This window comes from Paenibacillus sp. FSL E2-0201, assembly GCF_037963325.1.
In the GTDB taxonomy this organism is placed as follows: Bacteria; Bacillota; Bacilli; order Paenibacillales; family Paenibacillaceae; genus Paenibacillus_AQ.
In genome coordinates this window covers 86,779-112,078 of sequence record NZ_CP150154.1, presented here as the reverse complement: position 1 = coordinate 112,078, position 25,300 = coordinate 86,779, and the positions used below count along the sequence as shown (strand labels likewise).

21 protein-coding genes, 1 tRNA gene and 3 rRNA genes are annotated in these 25,300 nt (G+C 45.2%); 4 read left to right on the top strand and 21 right to left on the bottom strand.

The window, feature by feature from the left end:
- Positions 1-108 precede the first annotated feature (108 nt).
- Positions 109-402, bottom strand: a complete 294-nt coding sequence (locus tag NSU15_RS00520; protein WP_042131745.1) for a hypothetical protein — start codon at positions 400-402, stop codon at positions 109-111.
- Between the two features lie 206 nt (positions 403-608).
- On the opposite strand from NSU15_RS00520, the gene motA reads away from it, so the two are divergent.
- Both motA and motB read left to right on the top strand, forming a co-directional pair.
- The gene (gene motA / locus NSU15_RS00515; RefSeq protein ID WP_042123206.1) at positions 609-1,412 is read left to right on the top strand and encodes a flagellar motor stator protein MotA; all 804 of its coding nucleotides are present in this window, start codon (positions 609-611) and stop codon (positions 1,410-1,412) included.
- Entirely contained in the window at positions 1,396-2,211 is an 816-nt protein-coding gene (gene motB / locus NSU15_RS00510; protein ID WP_339288734.1) for a flagellar motor protein MotB, read from the top strand. The genes motA and motB overlap by 17 nt, the downstream gene beginning before the upstream one ends.
- 108 nt (positions 2,212-2,319) lie before the next feature.
- Here the strand turns inward: motB and rluF are convergent, their stop codons facing one another.
- Together rluF and NSU15_RS00500 are read right to left on the bottom strand one after the other, a co-directional pair.
- Positions 2,320-3,021, bottom strand: a complete 702-nt coding sequence (rluF, locus tag NSU15_RS00505) for a 23S rRNA pseudouridine(2604) synthase RluF (RefSeq protein ID WP_339291189.1) — start codon at positions 3,019-3,021, stop codon at positions 2,320-2,322.
- A complete protein-coding gene (locus tag NSU15_RS00500) occupies positions 3,011-5,338 on the bottom strand; it encodes an ATP-binding protein (protein ID WP_076121351.1) in 2,328 nt (775 codons plus the stop codon). The genes rluF and NSU15_RS00500 overlap by 11 nt, the downstream gene beginning before the upstream one ends.
- A gap of 402 nt (positions 5,339-5,740) precedes the next feature.
- Between NSU15_RS00500 and tadA the strand changes: the two genes are divergently transcribed.
- The gene (gene tadA, locus NSU15_RS00495; protein WP_339288731.1) at positions 5,741-6,253 is read left to right on the top strand and encodes a tRNA adenosine(34) deaminase TadA; all 513 of its coding nucleotides are present in this window, start codon (positions 5,741-5,743) and stop codon (positions 6,251-6,253) included.
- A gap of 42 nt (positions 6,254-6,295) precedes the next feature.
- The gene (locus tag NSU15_RS00490) at positions 6,296-6,865 is read left to right on the top strand and encodes a GNAT family protein (protein ID WP_339288729.1); all 570 of its coding nucleotides are present in this window, start codon (positions 6,296-6,298) and stop codon (positions 6,863-6,865) included.
- Positions 6,866-6,959: 94 nt separating this feature from the next.
- On the opposite strand, the gene NSU15_RS00485 is transcribed toward NSU15_RS00490, so the two are convergent.
- The 18 genes from NSU15_RS00485 to folB form a co-directional block, all read right to left on the bottom strand.
- Positions 6,960-8,051, bottom strand: a complete 1,092-nt coding sequence (locus NSU15_RS00485) for a hypothetical protein (protein WP_076121357.1) — start codon at positions 8,049-8,051, stop codon at positions 6,960-6,962.
- A gap of 103 nt (positions 8,052-8,154) precedes the next feature.
- Entirely contained in the window at positions 8,155-8,307 is a 153-nt protein-coding gene (locus NSU15_RS00480; protein ID WP_076121359.1) for a small acid-soluble spore protein P, read from the bottom strand.
- Positions 8,308-8,319: 12 nt separating this feature from the next.
- Positions 8,320-8,661 carry a hypothetical protein gene (locus NSU15_RS00475; RefSeq protein ID WP_042123192.1) on the bottom strand — a complete coding sequence of 114 codons (342 nt, stop codon included), beginning with the start codon at positions 8,659-8,661 and terminating at the stop codon, positions 8,320-8,322.
- Positions 8,662-8,834: 173 nt separating this feature from the next.
- Positions 8,835-8,923 (bottom strand) — tRNA-Ser (locus NSU15_RS00470).
- 68 nt (positions 8,924-8,991) lie between these two features.
- On the bottom strand, positions 8,992-10,278 hold the full coding sequence (gene serS, locus NSU15_RS00465) for a serine--tRNA ligase (RefSeq protein ID WP_076121361.1): 1,287 nt from the start codon (positions 10,276-10,278) through the stop codon (positions 8,992-8,994).
- Positions 10,279-10,351: 73 nt separating this feature from the next.
- On the bottom strand, positions 10,352-10,948 hold the full coding sequence (gene pdxT, locus NSU15_RS00460; RefSeq protein WP_339288726.1) for a pyridoxal 5'-phosphate synthase glutaminase subunit PdxT: 597 nt from the start codon (positions 10,946-10,948) through the stop codon (positions 10,352-10,354).
- A gap of 19 nt (positions 10,949-10,967) precedes the next feature.
- Positions 10,968-11,849 (bottom strand): pyridoxal 5'-phosphate synthase lyase subunit PdxS, encoded by an 882-nt coding sequence (pdxS, locus tag NSU15_RS00455; RefSeq protein WP_042123186.1) that lies wholly within the window; start codon positions 11,847-11,849, stop codon positions 10,968-10,970.
- Positions 11,850-11,960: 111 nt separating this feature from the next.
- Positions 11,961-13,307: a D-alanyl-D-alanine carboxypeptidase family protein gene (locus NSU15_RS00450; RefSeq protein WP_339291187.1), complete on the bottom strand. Its 1,347-nt coding sequence runs from the start codon at positions 13,305-13,307 to the stop codon at positions 11,961-11,963.
- 161 nt (positions 13,308-13,468) lie between these two features.
- Positions 13,469-14,926 (bottom strand): IMP dehydrogenase, encoded by a 1,458-nt coding sequence (guaB, locus tag NSU15_RS00445; protein ID WP_042123184.1) that lies wholly within the window; start codon positions 14,924-14,926, stop codon positions 13,469-13,471.
- Between the two features lie 430 nt (positions 14,927-15,356).
- A 5S ribosomal RNA gene (gene rrf, locus NSU15_RS00440) occupies positions 15,357-15,473 on the bottom strand.
- A gap of 128 nt (positions 15,474-15,601) precedes the next feature.
- A 23S ribosomal RNA gene (locus tag NSU15_RS00435) occupies positions 15,602-18,530 on the bottom strand.
- Positions 18,531-18,790: 260 nt separating this feature from the next.
- Positions 18,791-20,348: ribosomal RNA gene (locus NSU15_RS00430) — 16S ribosomal RNA — on the bottom strand.
- Together the 16S, 23S and 5S rRNA genes form the textbook arrangement of a ribosomal RNA operon.
- Before the next feature lie 449 nt (positions 20,349-20,797).
- Positions 20,798-22,318, bottom strand: a complete 1,521-nt coding sequence (lysS, locus tag NSU15_RS00425; protein WP_170880371.1) for a lysine--tRNA ligase — start codon at positions 22,316-22,318, stop codon at positions 20,798-20,800.
- Positions 22,319-22,474: 156 nt separating this feature from the next.
- Complete coding sequence (greA, locus tag NSU15_RS00420) at positions 22,475-22,954, bottom strand: transcription elongation factor GreA (RefSeq protein ID WP_042123182.1); 480 nt, start codon at positions 22,952-22,954, stop codon at positions 22,475-22,477.
- Positions 22,955-23,155: 201 nt separating this feature from the next.
- Positions 23,156-24,172 carry a tRNA dihydrouridine synthase DusB gene (dusB, locus tag NSU15_RS00415; RefSeq protein WP_042123180.1) on the bottom strand — a complete coding sequence of 339 codons (1,017 nt, stop codon included), beginning with the start codon at positions 24,170-24,172 and terminating at the stop codon, positions 23,156-23,158.
- Between the two features lie 39 nt (positions 24,173-24,211).
- Complete coding sequence (locus NSU15_RS00410) at positions 24,212-24,421, bottom strand: helix-turn-helix transcriptional regulator (protein ID WP_042123178.1); 210 nt, start codon at positions 24,419-24,421, stop codon at positions 24,212-24,214.
- Complete coding sequence (gene folK / locus NSU15_RS00405; RefSeq protein WP_339288725.1) at positions 24,373-24,924, bottom strand: 2-amino-4-hydroxy-6-hydroxymethyldihydropteridine diphosphokinase; 552 nt, start codon at positions 24,922-24,924, stop codon at positions 24,373-24,375. Before folK ends, NSU15_RS00410 begins: the two co-directional genes overlap by 49 nt.
- An 11-nt stretch (positions 24,925-24,935) precedes the next feature.
- On the bottom strand, positions 24,936-25,298 hold the full coding sequence (folB, locus tag NSU15_RS00400) for a dihydroneopterin aldolase (protein WP_042183904.1): 363 nt from the start codon (positions 25,296-25,298) through the stop codon (positions 24,936-24,938).
- Positions 25,299-25,300: the final 2 nt, after the last annotated feature.

Here is a 25,300-nt window from a genome sequence, read left to right as displayed (position 1 = left end):
TATTTTCGATTAAATGTATTCAAGAATCCCAGCGATTATAACTCGGCTATACCAATTTTAACACGGGCTACTAACTACGGGCAAATTACGCCCCGCCGCCCCCTCTTCTTAAATCAAAACAACAGAGGCTAAATCCTCTTCTCCGACTAAAATATTAATGCGGTGCGTGTCCTTATCATAAATGATAACGCCGCTCCCCACCTCAATCATAGGTTCATTACCCAGCGCGAAGAAGAGATCCTCAGCCAGCGCCTCCCATACCTCCATCTTGGATTCCTGCGGCAATTCTTGCCACTCTTCCGGATCCATTTCAAAAAATAAGTACCCATCGGAAATTCTGCCGACAGCCTCGGTCAAATCCGTCAGGATTTCACCGTAATCTCTACCATGCTTTACACCCACATGTATCACTCCGTTTTCTCCACAGATGAATAATTACTTACCTTATCCATTATAGCCGAAAAAATGACTTCACAAAAAACGGAATGATGTCGATAAATAAGAATATACGTTATTCGGTTTCGCACAGAGTGCCTTGCCGCTGTTTCAAGGATGATATACGCGGCTTTGTCGGAACACATCTTATAATCTCATGGACGAGGTGCATAATGGAAATTTCAACAATACTCGGTTTAATTTTTGGTCTAGTTGCAGTAATTTGGGGTATGATCCTCAAGCACGCTCCTCTTCACGCTTTAGCCACACCCGCTGCTTACGTTATTATCTTAGTGGGGACGGCGGCCTCCATCTTTATGGCCTTTCCAATCTCGGAGGTCAAAAAGATTCCAAGTCTGTTTAAAATAATTTTTGTCAAAAAGAAATTAATCAGTAAATCCGAATTAATTACTATGTTCATGGAATGGGCTTCTATTACACGGCGTGAAGGTCTACTGGCACTTGAGTCTAAAGTCGATGAAATAGAAGATAACTTCCTCAGAAACGGCATGCGGATGATTATTGATGGGAATGATCAGGACTTTGTCCGCGATGTTCTCATGGAGGACATCCACGCCACAGAGGATAGACATAAAGCAGGCGCGCTCATTTTCACACAAGCAGGTATGTATGCTCCTACACTTGGCGTGCTCGGGGCTGTTATCGGACTTATCGCCGCTCTGGCTGATATGAGTGATATGAACAAATTGGCTGCAGCAATCGGGGCTGCCTTCATCGCAACACTACTCGGTATCTTTACAGGTTACGTATTATGGCATCCTATTGCCAATAAGCTAAAACGACTTTCCAAACGTGAAATTGAAGTTCGAATGATGATGGTCGAAGGTCTATTGTCCATACAATCCGGTGTATCCACTATTGCCATCAATCAGAAGCTTGCTGTCTTCCTAACACCTTCGGAACGAGCTAAGTTAAATGATGAGAAGGAGAGTGGATCGGGTGAGCAAAAAGACTAGACACGAAGAGCATGAAGAACACGCCGATGAATCGTGGCTACTGCCTTATTCTGATCTTATGACCCTTCTGGTAGCCTTGTTCATCGTAATGTATTCTATGAGTGCAACGGATGCCAAAAAATTCGAAGAGATGAGTCAAGCCTTCAGCTCCGCTCTTAATGGCGGTACAGGTGTTCTTGAAGAGCGGGCGGCAATGCCATCTAAGAGTCAAGAGGATTTAGGAAAAAATGATCAAATGGATAAATCAGTAGCCAAGAAAAATGAACAAACAGAAATGGCTAAGCTGCGGCAAAAGGAACAAGAAGATTTAGAGAAGCTTAAAAAGCAGTTTGATCAATATATCAGCAAGAACGGTCTTACCGATCTTCTCAGTACTAAGCTCAATCAGTCTCAGCTTATGATTACGATAAGTGATAACGCGCTGTTCGCTTCCGGACAGGCTGTAGTTAAGGATGATTCTCGGCAATTAGCAAAGTCCATCTCAACCATGCTACAGCAATTCCCGGATTATGATGTAGTTGTGCAAGGACACACCGATAATATCCCTATCTCTAATAGCGACTATTCTTCCAACTGGGACCTGAGCGCGGATCGTGCTCTTCAGTTCATGAAGATCTTGCTAACGAATACGAACTTGAATCCACGCAAGTTTAGTGCAATTGGATACGGGGAGTACCACCCTATTTCTGAAAATACTACAGCTGTTGGACGAAGTAAGAACCGCCGGGTTGAAGTGTCCATTATTCGTAAATATCAAGAAACCAAAGAGTTCTCAGGTATTGCTCCTTCCGATGAATAATGGTTGTCCTAGTTCAAAGCATAAAGAGCTGTCCCAAGGTCTTAGACCGATGGAACAGCTCTTTTTTTGATAAATTGTATTCATAATTAGATCACTATTTCTTCTAGACTATAGAAGTTTGTAGTTCAGTGTAGCTCCAAGTTCTTGCTTTTCTTCAGCAGACAATTCACGCCATTCTCCAGTTTGTAATGCCCCTAGACGAATATTCATAATCCGAATGCGTTGCAGCTTTCTAACCTCGTAGCCAAAAGCGCTGCACATACGGCGAATCTGACGATTCTTGCCCTCCGTCAAAATAATACGGAATACACGCTCTGTAATACGAGTGACCTCACAAGGTAGCGTCTTCTCACCTAATATCTTTACGCCGCTGGACATGCCGGTAATAAATGATGGCGTAATCGGTCTGTCTACAGTAACCACATACTCTTTTTCATGCCGACCTTCGGAGCGTAAAATCTTGTTAACGATGTCCCCATCGTTAGTAAGCAGAATCAATCCTTCTGAATCCTTATCGAGACGCCCAATCGGGAAGATTCGCTCATGATGACCTACAAAATCAACAATATTCCCCTTAATATGCTGCTCTGTAGTTGAAGTAATACCCACTGGCTTGTTTAACGCAATGTAAACCGTCTGGCTTGATGTTTCAAGCGCAACACCATCTATTCGCACATCATCACCCGGAACGGCCTGACTGCCAAGCACAGCAGGTTCTCCGTTGATCGTAACTCTACCGCCTTCTACCAGCTTGTCTGCTTCACGGCGTGAACAGTACCCTGTCTCACTGATGAATTTATTAATTCTCACGTTGTCCTTCACTCCGTTCATCCTTAATATTAAGCCAAGGGGTATCCGTACCAGCTGCAGGCAGCTTGATCATAACAGTTGTCCCTTGACCTACTTCACTTTGTATATCCAAATGACCCTTATGAGCCTGAATAATACGTTGGCTAATCATTAGCCCAAGGCCTGTTCCCGACTCTTTATTAGTAAAGAAGGGTTCACCCAGCTTAGGCAACATATCCTTAGGAATTCCTTCACCTTGATCTGAAATAAGAATGAAGACAGAGTCCAAGGTGTTTCTTAGCTCCATTGAAATCACACCACCATCTGGCATAGCTTCAATTGCATTTTTGACTATGTTTATAAACACCTGCTTTAGCTGGTTCACTTCACAGTGTACGGTAGATGGATGTTCAGAGAATATGGCACTAAACTGAATCCCAAACAAATGAGCTTGACTGTCTAATAGAGAAACTACATCACCAAGGATGTCCCGTACATCTTTTTCCTGGAAATGAACAGCTTGAGGCTTGGCCAAAATCAAAAATTCACTTACGATCAAATTAATCCGCTCCAGCTCGGATAACATCAGTTCAATATGGAGTGGAACCAGAATCCGCTTCTCTTGTTGAAGCTGTAAAAATCCTTTTAGCGTTGTAAGCGGATTACGAATCTCATGGGCTACACCAGCAGCTAATTGGCCTACTGTAGTCAGCTTCTCAGAGCGTCTAAGCAGTTCCTCCATTCGGTTACGTTCCGTCATATCACGTGAAACGTGAATAAAGGAATGCGGATATCCGTCTTCGTCACGAATTACCGAGGTACTAACACTAACTTCGACTATTGTTCCATCACGTTTAAGTCTTACGGTTTCAATGGGCGGTAGAACAGCACCATTCTTTAACGCATTAAGCCGCTCTTCCTCCTGCTTAAGCGCTGTCGCAGGTACAAGGTATGGCATATTACCTAATACCTCTTTGGCACTCCATCCATATAGTTCTTCGAAGGCTCTGTTCGTACTAGTAATTCGGCCATCCATATCGATCGTATGAATCGCATCAGAAGTTCCGTTAATGACGGACTCCAAATGCTCCTTAACCGCTCGGTTCTCTTCCAGTGTCTGTTTGAGTCGATTGGTGCGCTGCATGAGGTGAGCCGTCATAGCATTGATTCGCAGAGCCAACTGTCCTAGCTCATCCCGGCTTGTTACCTTTAGAGGAGGCTCAAATTTTCCTTTAGCTACATCGTTCACTTTGGCAAGTATCGCCTGAATCGGACGAGTAACAAATCCAGACAGTATGTAACTACATAACAAGAATAATGTAAGCAATAACAGTGACGTTGTCAGACTATTAATTAATTGATCATGAACGACAGATGAAATCACGGAGTAATCCAAAACGACTCCAATCACATAAGCTTTCAGTCCAGGCGATTGGATAGGAATGTAGCTTTTGAGCACTCTTTTTCCATGTACTTTCATTTCGAGCGTAACCGGCTTCTGCTTCCCTTGAGCTAATAGAATCGCCTGTCTATCCCGCTCCACATTACCATAAGTATAGGTGCCGTACTTAATGGGGCGGTTCCCCAGCTTCTTATTCAGCGTGTCGCTTCCGTCCGCCTTCATACTTGCAGAAGCAAAGGTTGCCGGGTTAAATCCTGTCAATTCTAAAATCCCTGGATTAGCTTCTTTAGTTCTCGATGCAATTTGGTCGGGATTAGTGATTTTGACGTAATCGCTGGCCTCCGTATTGAGAATAACGGGATTGATGATGTAGTTGCTCTCTTCATCACGATAATAACCCCACTTCTCAATGAAATCGGGATTGTAGGTTGAATATTCAAATGGGCCTGACCAAAAATGGTCCAAGGCCTGACCCTGACCCACGGATACCTCCTGATTATCGAACAACTCCAAAAAGGCCAGGTACCAGTACCCCCAATCCTTTGTGGACATCCCAATATCACCAGGTACCGAAGACCTTGCTACTACGACATCGTTATCAGTCTTTACCAGAATTGAAATATTAGACACGCCCACCTTGGAAGTTAGGGCTTTAAGTTCTTCATTCGTCACGTTCTTATAGTCTGGGTCCAATTCCTCGGAGGCAAAGATAGCCGCCATCCTTAAATTATGCGCAATTTGATATTCTACATAGTTAGAGCTATAGTTACTTTGTTCTACAGAAACGGCCATTTGCATAGCAGTTAGTTGCATATTATTAATGCTTTCATTCCGTAGATTATTTTGGGCGGCATAAAGGTTAAATGTCAGGTTCAGTGCTAAAATTAGCAACACCGCCCCAAAAATAATAGCAGATAGTTTTGTCTTTATGGACAAACTGTTTGTTCACCTCTTATCCACTGGTAAATCCTTGCGGGGCCTACAATAAACATCATACCTTTTGCCCTCACATTTGAAAAGACATTTCAATGAAGCATTCAATTCAAGGAATATTGAAATTCAATGGGTCTTTATCTACAATATACAAGTATAAACGCCTTCGGTGCCCTTATAAGGACGGTAAGCGATTTAGCAAGAAATATAAGAATAAAGGATAGCGAGAAATATATAATTTCTTATATTTTAAGAAACCATCCACATCTTATGCACATATAAACATTTTATTATAGAACGATGTGCACAAAAATGTGCATAAGTAGGCGGTTATCCACAGAGTTATGCACATTTTGTTAAGAACGAATATTTGTTCGTTGTACAATGGATATAAAGAAAGGGAAGATGATCTTGAATATTAGAGCGGGTGAATCGCTAGATGATATGGAGGCGGTTCATGAACATTGGATGAGGCAGGCGATAGCAGAAGCCCATAAAGCTGAAGCATTAGGAGAGGTTCCTATAGGGGCGATCGTCGTACGGCATGGTGAAATTATCGGACGCGGATACAATTTAAGAGAAACAACAATGGATTCTACAGCTCATGCAGAAATGGTAGCCATTCGTGAGGCCAGCAAATTCATGAATTCGTGGCGACTGCTGGATTGCCAGCTTTATGTTACTTTAGAGCCTTGTCCGATGTGTGCTGGGGCGATTGTGCAATCAAGGGTACCCCTCACTGTATATGGCACTCCCGATCCTAAGGCCGGGTGTGCTGGAACCCTCATGAATTTACTTGAAGAGCCGCGGTTTAATCATCGTACCGAAGTCATTCAGGGGGTTTTACAAGAGGAATGTGCAGATCTACTGACCTCATTCTTTCGCCGTTTACGTCAAAAGCCACCGAAACAAGCATAAACACCATCGGCGTCCATATTTTAAAAAAAGGAGAACCCTGAAATGACCCTTACTTTATATCATACCTCACAAAACATCTATATTTCTCCACTAGAGCTAAAGGATGCAGAGAAGTTACTGGAGCTGCGCTTGAATAATCGGTTGACACACGAACCATTTGAACCTAAACGCGATGAGCAATTCTACACGCTGGAGAGTCAACAAAGGATCATTAATCAGCGTCTGGAGGATGCGCTGGAGGACAGAGCCTATATGTTCGGTGTCTATCTGCTTGATGGACAACTAATAGGTCAAATCACGCTATCTAATGTCTCAAGAGGTGTAGCTCAGTATGCGGATTTAGGTTATTTGATGGACCATAGGATGCAAGGACAAGGCTATATGACTGCTGCGGTCGGATTGATTCTAGGCTACGCTTTTCGAGCCTTAGGTCTTCATAGGGTTCAGGCAGCCATCTTATTGCATAATGAGGCTTCCCGGAAGGTGCTGGAGAAGAGCGGATTTAAACCTGAAGGCATCGCCCGCCAATTTCTCAAAATAAATGGCCAGTGGCAGGATCACCAAACCTACGCAATATTGGCCGAAGATGTGTTACTGGTTGAACCTAAATAACTTTTTACTGACTCGTTCAGGATTCATCTATTAATAAGACCCGCATGGGCGTATATCATACGCGACATGCGGGTCTTTCTCTCATAACTTCTTATTAATAAGTCCCCAAGCTACCGAATTGCTCCTCTAGTTGATCCATTGTAATTACATCATCGCCTTGAGGAATTCCAATCTTGAACTCTGGCTTCTCATTGATCTTGTCATATTGACCTGTTCCGTTTACAGAGAAGGCTACGTTCGTACCATCTTCTGGATCATTAACTTTAATGTCCATCAATAAATCTTGGTACACAGGGAATCCGTCTTTATTGATCGCTGTATTGTAGTGGAACTGATTAATCGTAAGATACTTATCAAGATCTGCCAAGCTCTTATCGAATTCAGTTCTAGTTTCACTTGATGTGATCTCTTCTTTAGCCTTAGCTAGATCCGCATCATTAATTTGCAGCATATCCTTGTATTCTTCCTTGCTCACAATATCAATGATTTTAGGCAGGGCATTATTCACAAAGATGGTGATTGCTTCTTTAACATTATCGTTCGTCACTTTGAACTGAACGACTTGCTTAGCTTCAACACCCTCTGGCAAATTTGCTTCCTTTGGACTAAGCTCATTAAAATATTTTCCTTCATCATATTCGGCTAATACAGTGTCCATGACTTCATTAGAGAACTTTTGCATTTTCTGCGTATCCAGAGAGTTTGGATTAAATTCAGCACCCTCTTGCTCAGCCAACGCCTTGAGATCCACCTCTACAAACTTGTTAACGATTGTCTCCGGAATCGGGAAGAACGGAATCGATGGAATCTTAACATACAGCTTCTCAGTGGTCATCACCATAGGGACATTGAAGCTCATGCTCATATCGCCCTTGAGATTCAGAACCATAGTTAGCTCTGTCTGCATTGGATCAGCCTGATAAACCCCATCAACGGTTATATCAGCGTTCTTAAGCATGCTGAGTACCTGTGTTGTCATTGCAGCAGATTCAGCATCAGCGGTCTCGATGGTTAGATCATTGATCGAGAACTTACTCTTCATCTCATATGAAGACATCGTGGTCGCTTTTGTAGCGGCTGATTTTAAGGCCTCTTTTGGCGCCTCCTGTTTACTTCCACATCCCGGCAGAATTACTGCTGCTGTTAGCAACAGCGCCGCGGCCGATAAACCCCATTTTTTGTTCATTATTTTTCTCCTCTCCCATGTAAAAAAAATCTCCCCCCTCTAATGATAAACTATTTGTAAAAATCAAGAAACACTTCTTTATAATTCTTATTGTTTTTATTTGTTATCCCTGCGGATTATGATGGTCTACATGATTAGCCTGTTTCACCTTTTTAGATCCGGAAAGTGGCTTTGGTGCTGAAGAATGATGCTCCTTTCTAGGTTGACCATCGTTGGGCTGTGCCCCGGGAACTGGAATACTCTTTGGCTTTGACATTGTTCATTCCTCCTAAGGATTAGTCATATTCTGAAGAGCCTGAGCACATTCGTGTATTTGCCGTGTGTACTGCTGTGCTAATAGCTGCACTGCATCGCTATGCTCATCAATATGAATTCCACTCTGCTCCACATCAAGCAGATCAACAGCAACCTCCCTGCTATCTACATACTTACATCGGAAATCAAGGGAGTAACCTTGACGTCCCGCTGCATTAAAATGAATCAGCAGACTATTCGGGTCACCTTCATCCGCCAGTACATTAAAACTGTCCCCATCCTCCATTAACGCAGGCAGGCGTTCTTGCCAGGCCGAGACAAGATTATGCTGATCTACTTCCAATTGTCTGTCCATAATTATGATCATCCTCCTTCTCTAATACATTGCGGAGAAATCAATCTTTTTATTCTCATTGAACTTAGGCACATTAAACAATAACTAAAATTGAACTAGTTCAAGCACAACAAAAAAACCGCCCCCAGAGGAGACGGTTTCTATCTACTTATTTCTTAAAGTTCTTAAAGGAATGGCGGAGAGGATGGGATTCGAACCCATGTGGGCTTGCACCCTAACGGTTTTCAAGACCGCCCCGTTATGACCGCTTCGGTACCTCTCCAAATGCATATAAATTTCACATGCATTAGTAATTGTACCATATGGTGTAGAGAAAAAGCAACCCTTTTATTAAATAGATTTAGGTTGGATCGATTTCACATTGCGCATATACGGTTGTAGACATTCCGGAATCAGCACACTTCCATCTTCTTGCTGATAATTCTCAAGGATTGCTGCAACAGTACGTCCAACAGCCAAAGCAGATCCATTCAGTGTATGAACAAATTCGGGCTTGGACTTTGGATCTTTACGGAAACGAATATTTGCCCGACGCGCTTGGAAGTCCTCCGTATTCGAGCAGGAAGAGATTTCACGGTACATTCCACTCTCAGGCAGCCATACTTCCAAATCGTACGTCTTAGCCGAAGTAAAGCCCATATCAGCTGTACATAGCCCAAGTACACGATAAGGCAGTCCCAGAAGCTGCAGCACACGTTCAGCATCTGCTGTCATTTTCTCTAACTCCTCATAAGAGGATTCAGGTGTAGTAAGCTTCACCAGCTCTACTTTGTTGAACTGATGCTGACGAATTAAACCACGAGTATCACGGCCCGCTGAACCCGCCTCAGAACGGAAACAAGAGCTGTATGCTACATGGTACTTAGGCAGGTCTGCTGCTGTCAAAATCTCTTCGCGATAGTAGTTCGTTACAGGTACTTCCGCTGTAGGAATCAAATAGTATTCAGTGTCACGTAGCTTAAACAGATCTTCCTCAAACTTAGGAAGTTGTCCTGTTCCGTATAAGCTGTCTTTATTTACAATGTAAGGTGGCAGCATTTCTTCATAATTATGCTCACCACTGTGAAGATCCATCATAAAGTTAATTAGCGCCCGCTCTAAACGTGCTCCCAATCCTTTATAGAAAACAAACCGGGATCCCGTAACCTTGGCCGCAGCTTCAAAATCAATAATATCGAGCTGCTGTGCAAGCTCCCAGTGTGATTTTGGAGTAAATCCGAACTCTTTCGGCTCTGACCAGCGACGCAATTCAACGTTATCGTCCTCGGACTTCCCTACTGGAACTGAATCATGAGGAATATTCGGAATGCTCATAGTAAGATCAGCAATCTGAGCTTCCAATTCGCGTACTTCGTCATCGAGCTCTTTAATTCGATCAGATACCGTACGCATTTCTGCGATTAAGTCATCTGCTGGCTCACCATTCTTTTTCTTCTTCGCTACGTCACCCGATACCGTATTACGACGGTTCTTAAGACCTTCTGTTTCTTGCAGTAATTCACGTCTGCGTAGATCAAGTTGTGGAAAATCAGCAATCAAATCCAGTGATTTACCCCGTTTCTCTAAGGCTTGTTCAACTCGAGCGTAATCACTGCGCAATACTTTTACGTCTAACACAAAGTTTCCCTCCTGAAAACAGCCTAAACTCTTTCAAATTGCTGCTTACAGCTTTGAAAGAGTCAGAATGTTCTTATATGCGATTCTGTTGTTGCACTTGCCTAGTAGTCTCTACCATATCGGCAAAATATTGATGCAGTCTAAAATCATCGGTCAGTTCTGGATGAAAAGAAGACACCAGCAGGTTACCCTCCCGCGCAGTTACAATCTCATCATTATAGACTGTAAGCACATCGACTCCCGGACCTACCTCGTTGATAAGCGGTGCACGTATAAACACAGCACGGACCGGCTCATCGATGCCTTTAACCTCCAGATCACATTCAAAGCTTTCCCGTTGACGACCAAATGCATTCCGGGCTACCGTTATATCCATTAGCTCCAAATGCCCTGGTTCGCCGCCGGCAATCCTTTTGGCCAGAACAATCATTCCCGCGCAAGTTCCAAAGATCGGCTTCTCCTGATTGGAGAAATCACGTATGGCTTCGATGAAGCCGTATTTCCGCATCAGCTTACCGATTGTTGTACTTTCACCACCAGGAATAATTAGGCCATCAACCTCATCAAGCTGCTCTACCCGCTTGATAGGTACGCCCTCTGCACCGGTCTTCTCTATACTAACAATATGCTCCGTAACAGCGCCTTGAAGCGCCAGCACTCCTATTTTCATCCGGGCAACCTTCTCTCTATTAACGGCCACGCTCTGACATACGTTCAGCCGGGGTTAGAGTTGCAATATCAATCCCCTTCATTGGTGCACCAAGGTTCTTGGATACTTCTGCAATCAGTTTGTAATCAGTATAGTGTGTAGTAGCTTCAACAATCGCGCGTGCAAATTTCTCAGGGTTGTCCGATTTAAAAATACCCGAGCCTACGAACACACCATCCGCACCTAGATGCATCATCAGGGCAGCATCGGCAGGAGTTGCTACACCGCCAGCCGCAAAGTTAACAACCGGCAACTTGCCAAGCTCATGTACTTCAAGCAGCAACTCGTAAGGCACTCCCAGGTTCTTAGCTTCATTATATAGCTCATCCTTGGACAAATTGGTTACTTTGCGGATTTGGCTGTTGATAAAGCGCATATGACGCACTGCTTCAACAATGTTGCCTGTTCCTGGCTCACCTTTCGTACGAATCATGGATGCACCTTCATTAATACGTCTCAGGGCTTCTCCAAGATCCTTAGCTCCACATACGAATGGAACAGTGAACTCACGTTTATTAATATGGAACACTTCATCAGCAGGAGTAAGAACTTCACTCTCATCCAAATAGTCAACACCCAAGGATTCCAGGACCTTTGCTTCTACGTAATGGCCAATACGAGCCTTAGCCATAACAGGGATACTTACCACTTTAATAACCTCTTCTACAATTGTAGGATCGGCCATTCGTGCTACACCGCCAGCTGCGCGAATGTCAGAAGGTACGCGTTCCAAAGCCATAACTGCTACTGCACCCGCAGCCTCAGCAATTTTTGCTTGTTCTGCATTCATGACGTCCATAATGACGCCGCCTTTTTGCATTTCTGCCATGCCTCTTTTAACTCGCGATGTTCCAGTTTCCATGTCCTAGCCCCCCGAATGATCTATCGTAATCTAACTTGTAATTTTACCCCAATGAAGGGAAATATACAATCCACTTACTCGGAATTAATACAATTTTCGACGCTAAATTCATTAGAACAAGTTCTTGATCCCTGTAAATAAATCGCCGAAGAAATCTCCAATGGCTCTAAGGAATAAGCTGAACCAACCGGCTTTCTCCGCTTCTTCAGCAGTAATCAGATTAACTGTCTTCTGCTGAACATCCGACATGCCTTCAACTTGGTAGGAATAAGTGACCTTACCCACTTTAGCAGATTGTTCTATAGGAGCAACTAAGGTTGCCGGATCATTTATTTCAACGGTTGTTTTAATTTCAGGGGAGGTTGTTCCCTTAGGGACGATAAATGAAACAGCTTCATCCGTAACTACAGACACCTCTTTACTTTTCCCTTTAAGAACTGGCACGGTTTCATTCCCCGCTATTACTGTTTTAGGGGCTACAACTTGTTTGATTTCAAAATTATTAAATCCGAAATCAAGTACTTTTTTCGTCTCTGTAAAACGGTGTGGCTCTGTATCAGCCCCCATTACTACACTTATCAGACGCATGCCATCACGTACAGCTGTACCTGCAAAACAATATTTAGCTCTAGCGGTATGGCCTGTCTTCAAGCCATCCAATCCCTCATATGCATAAGCCTTAAAATTCTGGATATTCTTATTAGCTTCCAACATCCAGTTAAAGTTAATCATTGGCGCGGTATCGCGTTCACGGAACTTATAAGACTGAACCGTAGTAAATCTATTAAAATCAGGATGATCCGTAACGATATGTTTGGCAAGGATAGCAGCATCCATCGCTGACATTACGTTTTCTTTCTTATCAGTTGAGCGGTACTTCTTAGGCATGTCAGCTTTGTCTAATCCAGTAGAATTAACAAAATAAGCAGTTTTCATCCCCATCTTCTGGGCAGTCTGATTCATTAGCTCTACGAATTCCAATTCTGATCCAGAAACTAGTTCTGCCAAAGCTACTGTAGCATCATTTGCAGATCCGACAGCCATTGCTATGTACAGCTCTTCAACCGTATGCTCGTCATTTTCCGCTAGAAAAATCCGTGATCCGACTTGTTTAGACGCATTTTCACCTACTATGACTTTTTGATCCCAGGAAAGCTGTCCTGTCTTCACTGCTTCTGCTACAAGATACTCTGTCATCATCTTAGTCATACTAGCTGGAGGCAAAGCCTCATCTGCATTCATTGATAGAAGAACTTCACCTGTTGTTGGTTCTATTAGAACCGCTGATTTCAAATTTAGACCCAGTGATTCCACAGAAGGGATCTTTACCGCTTTCTGAGTGGTCTGAGCTGCAGTACCAGCTTGTATTGTCGTAGTCGTACCTTCCTCAGCGAATGCCGGAAGTGGAGTGGAAACTAACATATTTAAAAGTAGACCTACTGTGACTGTCTTAATCATAAATTGCTTACCGTTAAACTTCTGCTTGTGCTTCAATGATTACTACTCTCCTTTAAACCTCATATCAATAGCTTGTTCTATTCTAACACAGGGGTACACGCAAAAAAAGACAGACAGGACGAAATAGTCCTGTCTGTCCAAAAAATAGTCTTTCTAGTCCATTACACGGAATAGTTTGGCGCTTCTTTCGTGATTTGCACATCATGTGGATGGCTTTCGCGAAGTCCAGCACTTGTGATACGAATGAACGAAGTGTCATTCCGGAGCTCTTCGAGCGACTTGGTACCACAGTAGCCCATACCCGAACGCAGCCCGCCAATCAATTGATGAACGGTATCCGAAAGAGGTCCTTTAAAAGCGATACGGCCTTCAATTCCTTCAGGAACAAGCTTCTTATCGTCATCCTGGAAATAACGATCCTTACTACCTTGTTTCATGGCACTCATACTGCCCATACCACGATATACTTTAAATTTACGGCCTTGATAAAGCTCCGATTCTCCTGGGCTTTCTTCTGTACCCGCAAACATACTTCCCATCATTACTGCATGAGCACCAGCGGCAATAGCCTTAGTGATTTCACCGGAGTACTTGATTCCACCGTCAGCGATGATAGGAACTCCGTACTCACGAGCAACCGTTGCACAATCATAAATGGCTGTAACCTGCGGAACACCGATACCAGCGATAACGCGTGTTGTACAGATAGATCCAGGTCCAATACCTACTTTAACTACAGAAGCTCCAGCTTCAATAAGTTCACGGGTTGCTTCACCTGTAGCCACGTTACCAGCAACAATCGTAAGATCAGGATACAACTCACGAATTTGGCGAACAGCTTCAATAATATTAATATGATGACCATGTGCAGAATCAACGACAATCAGATCTACACCTGATTTAACTAACGCTGCAGTACGTTCGAATGTATCTTTAGAGATACCGACAGCTGCTCCAACTAGTAAGCGACCGTGTGCATCTTTCGCTCCGTTAGGGAACTGAATGGCTTTCTCGATATCTTTAATCGTGATCAAGCCCTTAAGAACGTTATTCTCGTCCACCAGCGGCAATTTCTCAATTTTATGACGTTGTAAGATGCCTTCTGCTTCTTGAAGTGTCGTACCTACAGCAGCAGTCACGAGATTCTCATGCGTCATAACTTCTTTAATTGGAATACTATAGTCATGAATAAAGCGTAAATCTCTATTAGTTAGAATACCGACCAGTTTGTTGTCACTGTCTACGATCGGTACTCCTGAAATGCGATATTTACCCATCAATAGTTCAGCATCAGAAACCAGATGTTCTGCTGAAAGTGAGAAAGGGTTAGTAATAACTCCGCTCTCGGAACGCTTCACACGATCCACTTCTTCCGCTTGCTGCTCTACAGGCATATTCTTGTGAATAATGCCGATACCACCCTCACGAGCAATAGCAATGGCCATAGCCGCTTCTGTGACTGTGTCCATACCTGCACTCATAAGCGGGATGTTCAACTTCACATTCTTACTTAGAACTGTAGTCAAATCTACTTCCTTCGGCAGTACCTCAGATTTACGCGGAACCAGCAGCACATCATCAAAAGTTAGACCTTCTTTACCAAACTTATCTTTCCACACCTGGGTCATTCCTCCTCGGTTGTTTTTAAATTATACCCGCCTACAAACTTTATAAAGAAGAACCTTCGCCTTTAAGTCCATTCACGACAGACAACTCTGTACATCTGGAAGTAGAACAAGTTCATATCTTCAATTTAGGTTTGTGATGCTCATCCAAAAATATATTATTGCCATCTTAGCAAAGGGCATTTGGACTGTCAAGAACATTACATCATCAGAGTAGGTATTCAAAAAACGACTCTCGAGTAAGCGAATTATTGGACTATTGTCCACGCACAGTGGACGTTTTGTAGTGGAATTATAAAATTCACCACAGCCACCACCAATCCTTACGCCTATCTCTACTGTAGTATCTCAAATTAAACCCTAATGAATTCTTCAATAATACAACAAAAAGACCACTGTCGATTTCTCAACAGTGGTCTTGCGTGCTTGGCAACGTCCTACTCTCCCAGGACCCTTCGGTCCAAGTACCATCGGCGCTGGAGGGCTTAACGGTCGTGTTCGGGATGGGTACGCGTGGAACCCCTCCGCTATCGCCACCAAACATGCGTCTGTGAAACAGACGCTGCCGCGTGAAATTTGCTTCATCACCAGAAGTGAGAATAAATTTCTAAGCGTGTTACAGGCTTGATGCCTGAAAACTGAATCCGAATTGAATTTGCGTTTTAAGTATAGGATAAGCCCTCGACCGATTAGTATTGGTCAGCTCCATGCATTACTGCACTTCCACCTCCAACCTATCTACCTCGTCGTCTTCAAGGGGTCTTACTAATTGGGAAATCTCATCTTGAGGGGGGCTTCACGCTTAGATGCTTTCAGCGCTTATCCCGTCCGTACGTAGCTACCCAGCCATGCTCCTGGCGGAACAACTGGTGCACCAGCGGTACGTCCATCCCGGTCCTCTCGTACTAAGGACAGCTCCTCTCAAATTTCCTGCGCCCACGACAGATAGGGACCGAACTGTCTCACGACGTTCTGAACCCAGCTCGCGTACCGCTTTAATGGGCGAACAGCCCAACCCTTGGGACCTACTTCAGCCCCAGGATGCGATGAGCCGACATCGAGGTGCCAAACCTCCCCGTCGATGTGGACTCTTGGGGGAGATAAGCCTGTTATCCCCAGGGTAGCTTTTATCCGTTGAGCGATGGCCCTTCCATGCGGTACCACCGGATCACTAAGTCCGACTTTCGTCCCTGCTCGACTTGTAGGTCTCGCAGTCAAGCTCCCTTATGCCTTTGCACTCTTCGAATGATTTCCAACCATTCTGAGGGAACCTTGGAACGCCTCCGTTACTCTTTAGGAGGCGACCGCCCCAGTCAAACTGCCCGCCTGACACGGTCCCCGTACCCGATTAGGGCACTAGGTTAGAACCTAGATACGATCAGGGTGGTATCCCAACGGCGCCTCCACCGAAGCTTGCGCTCCGATTTCTACGGCTCCCACCTATCCTGTACAGATCGTACCCAAATTCAATATCAAGCTGCAGTAAAGCTCCATGGGGTCTTTCCGTCTTGTCGCGGGTAACCTGCATCTTCACAGGTATTAAAATTTCACCGGATCTCTCGTTGAGACAGCGCCCAAGTCGTTACGCCATTCGTGCGGGTCAGAATTTACCTGACAAGGAATTTCGCTACCTTAGGACCGTTATAGTTACGGCCGCCGTTTACTGGGGCTTCGGTTCATAGCTTCGGGTTACCCCTAACCACTCCCCTTAACCTTCCAGCACCGGGCAGGCGTCAGCCCGTATACTTCGCCTTGCGGCTTCGCACAGACCTGTGTTTTTGCTAAACAGTCGCTTGGGCCTTTTCACTGCGGCCCCCTCGTGCTATTCACACTACCGGGGCACCCCTTCTCCCGAAGTTACGGGGTCATTTTGCCGAGTTCCTTAACGAGAGTTCTTCCGCGCGCCTTAGAATTCTCTTCTCGCCTACCTGTGTCGGTTTGCGGTACGGGCACCTTCTCCTGGCTAGAGGCTTTTCTTGGCAGTGTGAGATCATGACCTTCGCTACTACAATTTTCGCTCCCCATCACAGCCCAGCCTTAACGATGTGCGGATTTGCCTACACATCAGCCTCACTGCTTAGACGGACATATCCATCAGTCCGCGTCACTACCCTCCTGCGTCACCCCATCGCTCATAGCGGATTACGGTGGTACAGTAATTTCAAACTGTTGTCCTTCGACTACGCCTTTCGGCCTCGCCTTAGGTCCCGACTTACCCTGAGCGGACGAGCCTTCCTCAGGAAACCTTGGGCTTTCGGCGGATCAGATTCTCACTGATCTTTTCGTTACTCATACCGGCATTCTCACTTGTATGCTGTCCAGCGCTCCTTACGGTACACCTTCAACCCACATACAACGCTCCCCTACCCCAGATACATACGTATCTAGCCATAGCTTCGGTGGTGTGTTTAGCCCCGTTACATTTTCGGCGCAGAGTCACTCGACCAGTGAGCTATTACGCACTCTTTCAATGGTGGCTGCTTCTAAGCCAACATCCTGGTTGTCTGTGCAACTCCACATCCTTTCCCACTTAACACACACTTGGGGACCTTAGCTGATGGTCTGGGCTGTTTCCCTTTTGACAATGGATCTTAGCACTCACTGTCTGACTCCCGGCAATAAGTATATGGCATTCGGAGTTTGACTGAGCTTGGTAATCCTTGCGGACCCCGCACCCAATCAGTGCTCTACCTCCACTACTCTTATACCGAGGCTAGCCCTAAAGCTATTTCGGGGAGAACCAGCTATCTCCGAGTTCGATTGGAATTTCTCCGCTACCCCCACCTCATCCCCGCACTTTTCAACGTGCGTGGGTTCGGGCCTCCAGTGCGTGTTACCGCACCTTCACCCTGGACAGGGGTAGATCACACGGTTTCGGGTCTACGTCCACATACTGAGTCGCCCTATTCAGACTCGCTTTCGCTGCGGCTCCGTCTTCTCGACTTAACCTTGCATGTTAAACGTAACTCGCCGGTTCATTCTACAAAAGGCACGCCATCACCCATAGATAGGGCTCTGACTTTTTGTAAGCACACGGTTTCAGGTTCTATTTCACTCCCCTTCCGGGGTGCTTTTCACCTTTCCCTCACGGTACTGTTTCACTATCGGTCGCCAGGTAGTATTTAGCCTTAGCAGATGGTCCTGCTGGATTCATACGGGGTTTCACGTGCCCCGCACTACTCGGGATCCGTCTCGGAGAGAACACAGTTTAGGCTACAGGGCTTTTACCTCTATCGCGGGCCTTTCCAGACCTCTTCGCCTACCATATTCCTTTGTAACTCCATGTGAGACGTCCCACAACCCCTAAGAGCAAGCTCTTAGGTTTAGGCTGTTCCGCGTTCGCTCGCCGCTACTGACGGAATCACTATTGTTTTCTCTTCCTCAGGGTACTTAGATGTTTCAGTTCCCCTGGTCTGCCTCTACACACCCTATGTATTCAGATGTGAGTAACTGCGAATTACCACAGCTGGGTTTCCCCATTCGGACACCCCCGGATCAAAGCTTGCTTACAGCTCCCCGAGGCAGTTTCGTTGTTCGCCACGTCCTTCGTCGGCTCCTGGCGCCTAGGCATCCTCCGTGTGCTCTTATTAGCTTAACCTTGATTTTTCCGCAGGAAAATATCATACGATATCTCTCTTGGAATCATCTCACTAATAACATTTACTTGTTTGCACAAGTTGCTAAAAGATGTTCTAAAACGCAAATTCGTTTCGGTATCCAGTTTTCAAGGATCAAGTCTTACTTGAGAGCTTAAACTCTCAAAACTGAGCAACGAGTGAGTAACAGGCCTAAACCTGAGATTGTGGAAGTTTAACTTCCGATTTGAATGTCTTCATTGCAGAAGACGATTCTCCATAGAAAGGAGGTGATCCAGCCGCACCTTCCGATACGGCTACCTTGTTACGACTTCACCCCAATCATCTACCCCACCTTCGGCGGCTGGCTCCCTTGCGGGTTACCCCACCGACTTCGGGTGTTGTAAACTCTCGTGGTGTGACGGGCGGTGTGTACAAGACCCGGGAACGTATTCACCGCGGCATGCTGATCCGCGATTACTAGCAATTCCGACTTCATGCAGGCGAGTTGCAGCCTGCAATCCGAACTGAGACCGGCTTTGATGGGATTGGCTCCACCTCGCGGCTTCGCTTCCCGTTGTACCGGCCATTGTAGTACGTGTGTAGCCCAGGTCATAAGGGGCATGATGATTTGACGTCATCCCCACCTTCCTCCGGTTTGTCACCGGCAGTCACTCTAGAGTGCCCAACATTACTTGCTGGCAACTAAAGTTAAGGGTTGCGCTCGTTGCGGGACTTAACCCAACATCTCACGACACGAGCTGACGACAACCATGCACCACCTGTCTCCTCTGTCCCGAAGGCCGCTGCTATCTCTAGCAGATTCAGAGGGATGTCAAGACCTGGTAAGGTTCTTCGCGTTGCTTCGAATTAAACCACATACTCCACTGCTTGTGCGGGTCCCCGTCAATTCCTTTGAGTTTCAGTCTTGCGACCGTACTCCCCAGGCGGAGTGCTTACTGTGTTAACTTCGGCACCAAGGGTATCGAAACCCCTAACACCTAGCACTCATCGTTTACGGCGTGGACTACCAGGGTATCTAATCCTGTTTGCTCCCCACGCTTTCGCGCCTCAGCGTCAGTTACAGCCCAGAAAGTCGCCTTCGCCACTGGTGTTCCTCCACATATCTACGCATTTCACCGCTACACGTGGAATTCCACTTTCCTCTTCTGTACTCAAGTCACCCAGTTTCCAGTGCGACCTTAGGTTGAGCCCAAGGTTTAAACACCAGACTTAAATGACCGCCTGCGCGCGCTTTACGCCCAATAATTCCGGACAACGCTTGCCCCCTACGTATTACCGCGGCTGCTGGCACGTAGTTAGCCGGGGCTTTCTTCTCAGGTACCGTCACTCCGATAGCAGTTACTCTACCGGACGTTCTTCCCTGGCAACAGAGCTTTACGATCCGAAAACCTTCATCACTCACGCGGCGTTGCTCCGTCAGACTTTCGTCCATTGCGGAAGATTCCCTACTGCTGCCTCCCGTAGGAGTCTGGGCCGTGTCTCAGTCCCAGTGTGGCCGTTCACCCTCTCAGGTCGGCTACGCATCGTCGCCTTGGTGGGCCGTTACCCCACCAACTAGCTAATGCGCCGCAGGCCCATCCCTCAGTGACAGATTGCTCCGTCTTTCATTCTTCCTTCAGGAGAAAAAAGAAATTATCCGGTATTAGCTACCGTTTCCGGTAGTTATCCCAGTCTAAGGGGCAGGTTGCCTACGTGTTACTCACCCGTCCGCCGCTAAGTTATTTTGAAAGCAAGCTTTCAAAATAACTCCGCTCGACTTGCATGTATTAGGCACGCCGCCAGCGTTCGTCCTGAGCCAGGATCAAACTCTCCAATTAGTATTGAAAAGAGCGATATGCTCATTTTGAAACATCTGACGAGAAAATTAATTCTCACGATGAAATTTCAAAAGCGTAAAGTACGCTGTGAAACTCATCAGTTTTGGATTTCACTTTCGTGATTTCCTACTCACTCGTTGTTCAGTTTTCAAAGATCAAGTTCTCGTTGGTGCCGTTTAATGTCTCAGCAGCAACTCTTATACCATATCATGTCCGGCTATTTAATGTCAAGCTCTTTTTTCAACTTCTTTTTCGAGCTCGGCATGTGTATTTCTTGGCCGGACTTAGAATATATCATGTATAGAGATTGATTGCAACACTTTTTTTCAAACAAATTAGCATTAAGCTATATATCCTCAAAACAATACTGAAACCCTTACCTTCTGATCAACAGTAGCCAAGGAGAACCGCCGTTAGACAGCTCCCCCGTGCTCATTGTTGTATAAATACTATTCGTTTGTACGGTTACGCATATGCGGGAACAGCAGTACATCACGAATAGATGCAGAATTCGTAAGCAACATAATCAAACGGTCAACACCGATTCCTAGTCCACCAGTAGGAGGCATACCATATTCCAAAGCACGGATGAAGTCATCATCCATCTCATGAGCTTCGTCATTTCCTTGCTCTTTCTCCTGGATTTGCGCTTCAAAGCGTTGACGTTGGTCGATCGGATCATTCAATTCACTAAATGCATTCGCATGCTCACGACCCACAATAAACAATTCAAAACGATCGGTGAAGCGTGGATCCTCATCGTTTTTCTTAGCAAGTGGTGAGATTTCAACCGGATGTCCCATTACAAAGGTAGGCTGAATCAGAGTTTCCTCTACAAATTGCTCGAAGAAAGCATTTAGGATATGGCCGAAAGACATGTGCTTCTCTACAGGTACACGGTGCTCTTTTGCGAGAGCCTGTGCTTCCTCATCTGTCATATGAACACTGAAATCAACACCGGTTACTTCTTTAACGGCATCAACCATAGTTACACGACGCCATCCTGGTGACAGATCTACCGGCTTGCCCTGATAGTCGACCTGTTGAGTTCCTAATACCTCTTGGGCAATATGAGCGATCATATTCTCCGTAAGGTTCATGATGTCCTTGTAATCAGCATAAGCTTCATACAGCTCAATCATAGTAAACTCAGGATTATGACGAGTCGAGATCCCTTCATTACGGTAGACACGACCGATTTCGTATACTTTTTCCAATCCACCAACAATAAGACGTTTCAAATGAAGCTCAATCGCAATCCGCATATACAGCTGCATTTCAAGCGTATTGTGGTAAGTGATAAACGGACGCGCAGCAGCTCCACCGGCAATCGCATGAAGTGTTGGTGTTTCGACTTCAAGATAACCAAGTGAATCCAAATAACGACGCATCGATTGAATGATTCTTGAACGAGCAATAAATGTCTGTTGAACTTCTGGATTAATAATCAAATCAACATAGCGCTGACGGTAACGCAGCTCTACATCTTTAAGGCCATGATATTTCTCAGGAAGTGGCAACAAGGACTTGGACAAGACTTCGAGATTATGCACTTTGATGGAGGTCTCGCCTGTTTTAGTTTTGAATACTGTTCCGCGAACGCCGATGATATCTCCTAGATCGAGAACATTGAACGCTGCGTATTGCGTTTCAGGAATGCTGTCTTGACGAACATAAAGCTGGATTCTTCCACTGAGGTCTTGGATATGCGCAAAACTGGCTTTACCCATCACACGTTTTGCCATAATACGGCCTGCTATGCTGACTTCAACGGATAGCTCGTCCAATTCTTCTTTAGAAAGTCCATCATACTTCGATACTAAGTCGCCAGCGTTAGCTGTACGCTCATACTTTTTGCCGAAAGGATCGATACCAAGTCCTCTTAGCTCGTCCAATTTGGCACGGCGGATTTGCAAAAGCTCACTAAGTTCGTTCTCTGCATTTTCCACATTATTGATTTCCTCGGTCATGCTATTCATCCCCTTACAGATATAAATCCCTTATATTTTGAAAAAAAGCTTCCCTAAGGAAGCTTTCCCAAACAATGTTCCCTTATCTGCCTGCATACAACAAAACTACTTATACATTCGGCAGCACATCTATTTACAGACTATAAGATCTGTACACTACTTCATTCTGATATCGAGAATTTTATATTGAATAACGCCTGCAGGTGTATTAACGTCAACAATCGTGCCTATTTTCTTGCCGATGATGGCTTTGCCTACTGGACTTTCATTGGAGATCTTATTATTCAGTGGATCGGACTCCGCTGTACCTACGATCGTGTATTCCATAGTGTCACCATATTCCAAATCTTCTACACTTACAGTAACACCGATACTTACCACATCAGTAACGATCTCGTCGCTATTAATGATGCGCGCGTTGCGAAGCATCTTCTCCAAGGTGATAACGCGTCCTTCGATAAAAGCCTGCTCATTCTTCGCGTCTTCATACTCCGAGTTCTCACTGATATCTCCGTAGCCAATCGCTACCTTAATCCGTTCAGCAACCTCACGGCGTTTCACAGATTTGAGGGTCTCCAGCTCATCTTCCAGACGCTTTAGCCCGTCCGGCGTAAGGATGACTTCTTTATCGCTCATCTCAACCGATTCTCCTGTCGTATACAATTATTGAAAACACCATACTATATGCTAATCTAGGAGGATAAGAACACTCCCTGCTGCATTGCTCTTACTGTAACGGCGATTTTATACTGTGAAATTATATTGGAACCGCTACAAAATGTCAATGACACCACATATAAAGTGGGATGTGTTCAAAAAGCGTTAGGAAAATAACGTTTATACTGCGGATGAAGACATTTCATTCCCCTTATTCGCTTCTTCATGCTGAAGTTGAACGACAAAATCATTCAAAATCTTCACCATTCCATCACGTTTGGTCTCTAACATGAGTACATCCTTCACACGTGCAGCAGACTTTAGGCCTTTTAAATACCAAGCCATATGCTTACGCATATCACGAACAGCAATGGCTTCTCCCTTAAGAGCAACCAGTCGATCCATATGAAGAATGGCAACCTTAATTTTCTCATCTAACCCCGGCTCAGGCATCAGTTCCCCGGTGCTTAAATACTGAATCGTACGATACAGCATCCATGGGTTACCTAGCGCACCACGCCCGATCATCACACCATCACAACCCGTCTGATCAAGCATAGCCCGAGCATCTTCAGGTGTATTGACATCCCCATTGCCGATAACCGGAATGGAGACCGCTTCCTTTGCCATCTTGATATAATTCCAATCCGCACGACCCGTGTAGAGTTGCTCCCGTGTTCGTCCGTGTACACTGACAGCCTTGCCACCCGCACGTTCTACTGCACGCGCATTATCTTCGACAAAAATATGCTCACTATCCCAGCCAATCCGCATCTTCACAGTTACAGGCTTATCAACAACATCGACAACCGCGGATACCATTTCATAGATTTTGTCGGGATTCAGAAGCCAACGGGCTCCCGCATCACATTTTGTTACTTTAGGCACCGGGCATCCCATATTGATATCGATAATATCAGCATTGGTCTCTTTATCAACTACTTTTGCCGCTTGTACCAGTGACTCTCTGTCTCCACCAAAAATCTGCAAACTAAGCGGTTTCTCACGTTCATCCACGAACAACATTTCGCGAGTACGCGTATTTCCGTGAATAATAGCCTTGTCGCTCACCATTTCTGCACAGACTAAACCTGTACCAAACTCTTTAGCGATTAGACGAAAAGCTGGATTGCAAACGCCAGCCATAGGTGCCAGAACAACTTGATTCTTCATCTCAATGTCGCCAATCTTCAGCATTCGTATCATTTCCTTATTCCTATTTGTATTCCTTAAAAATTATGAGTTAGGATTTGCCAATTCTTCGGTTGTAACCCCTAGGACATTCGCAATTTTATCTAAAATTTGATCTTCCAAATGTCTGTTGCCTCTCTCGACTGCGCCAAGCACAGCCAATGAAATCCCAGCGAGATCCGCAAGCTCCTGTTGAGTGTAGCCTTTTAGCTTGCGGAATGCCCTGATCCTCCGTCCCATACGCTTGTTGTCCACAACCGAATTCCTTCCTTCCCGTCTATGTCTTGAAGCGCTGCTGTGATCAACTTGCGGAGTCCGGAAGACTGTTCGTCCTGTGGAACGATATCACTGAGCGGAAGCATTACAAATGCACGCTCAAACATACGCGGATGCGGTAACGTTAAATGCGGGGTATCCAGTGTCTGCCCCTCTACCCACAATAGATCTAGATCTACCGTTCTCGGCCCATACCGGATATCCCGGATACGACCCAGCTGCGTCTCAATCCCCAGCATTACTTCCAGCAAGGTCTCTGGCGCAAGCGTCGTGCGCAAAGCTGCTGCCATATTGAGAAACTGTGGCTGATCTAAATAACCTACAGGCTCTGTCTCGTAAACTTTGGAGCAGCGAACCACCTTTATTTCATCATGATTATTCAGTCTGTTCAAAGCCTCTGACAGCGTACCCTCACGGTCACCCAAATTAGCCCCTAAAGCAATATAAGCCTCTGATTCTTCAGAGGTGGAATGTATATTCATGGACATTGTTCTCACTTTCTAGTTCTGCGCAGCTCTACAGTCACTCCCTGAAAATGAATGTCGAATGGCGGATGCGGTTTAGTTACTTTTACCGTTACTGCATTGATAACAGTATAAGTGTCCAGTACGGAGGATGCAATGTATTCTGCCAAAGCTTCAATCAACTTAAAGGACTTTATTTCGACAATATTTTTGACCAGCTCATGCACTTCAGCATAGTTCACCGTCTGGTTCAAATCATCATTCTGACCCGCTCCCTGCAGATCAAGCTCCAGCTCCAAATCAATGTAAAAACGTTGACCCAGCTTACGCTCCTCTTCAAATACACCATGATATCCGTAGTATTCCATTCGATGCAGCGTCATTTTATCCATCT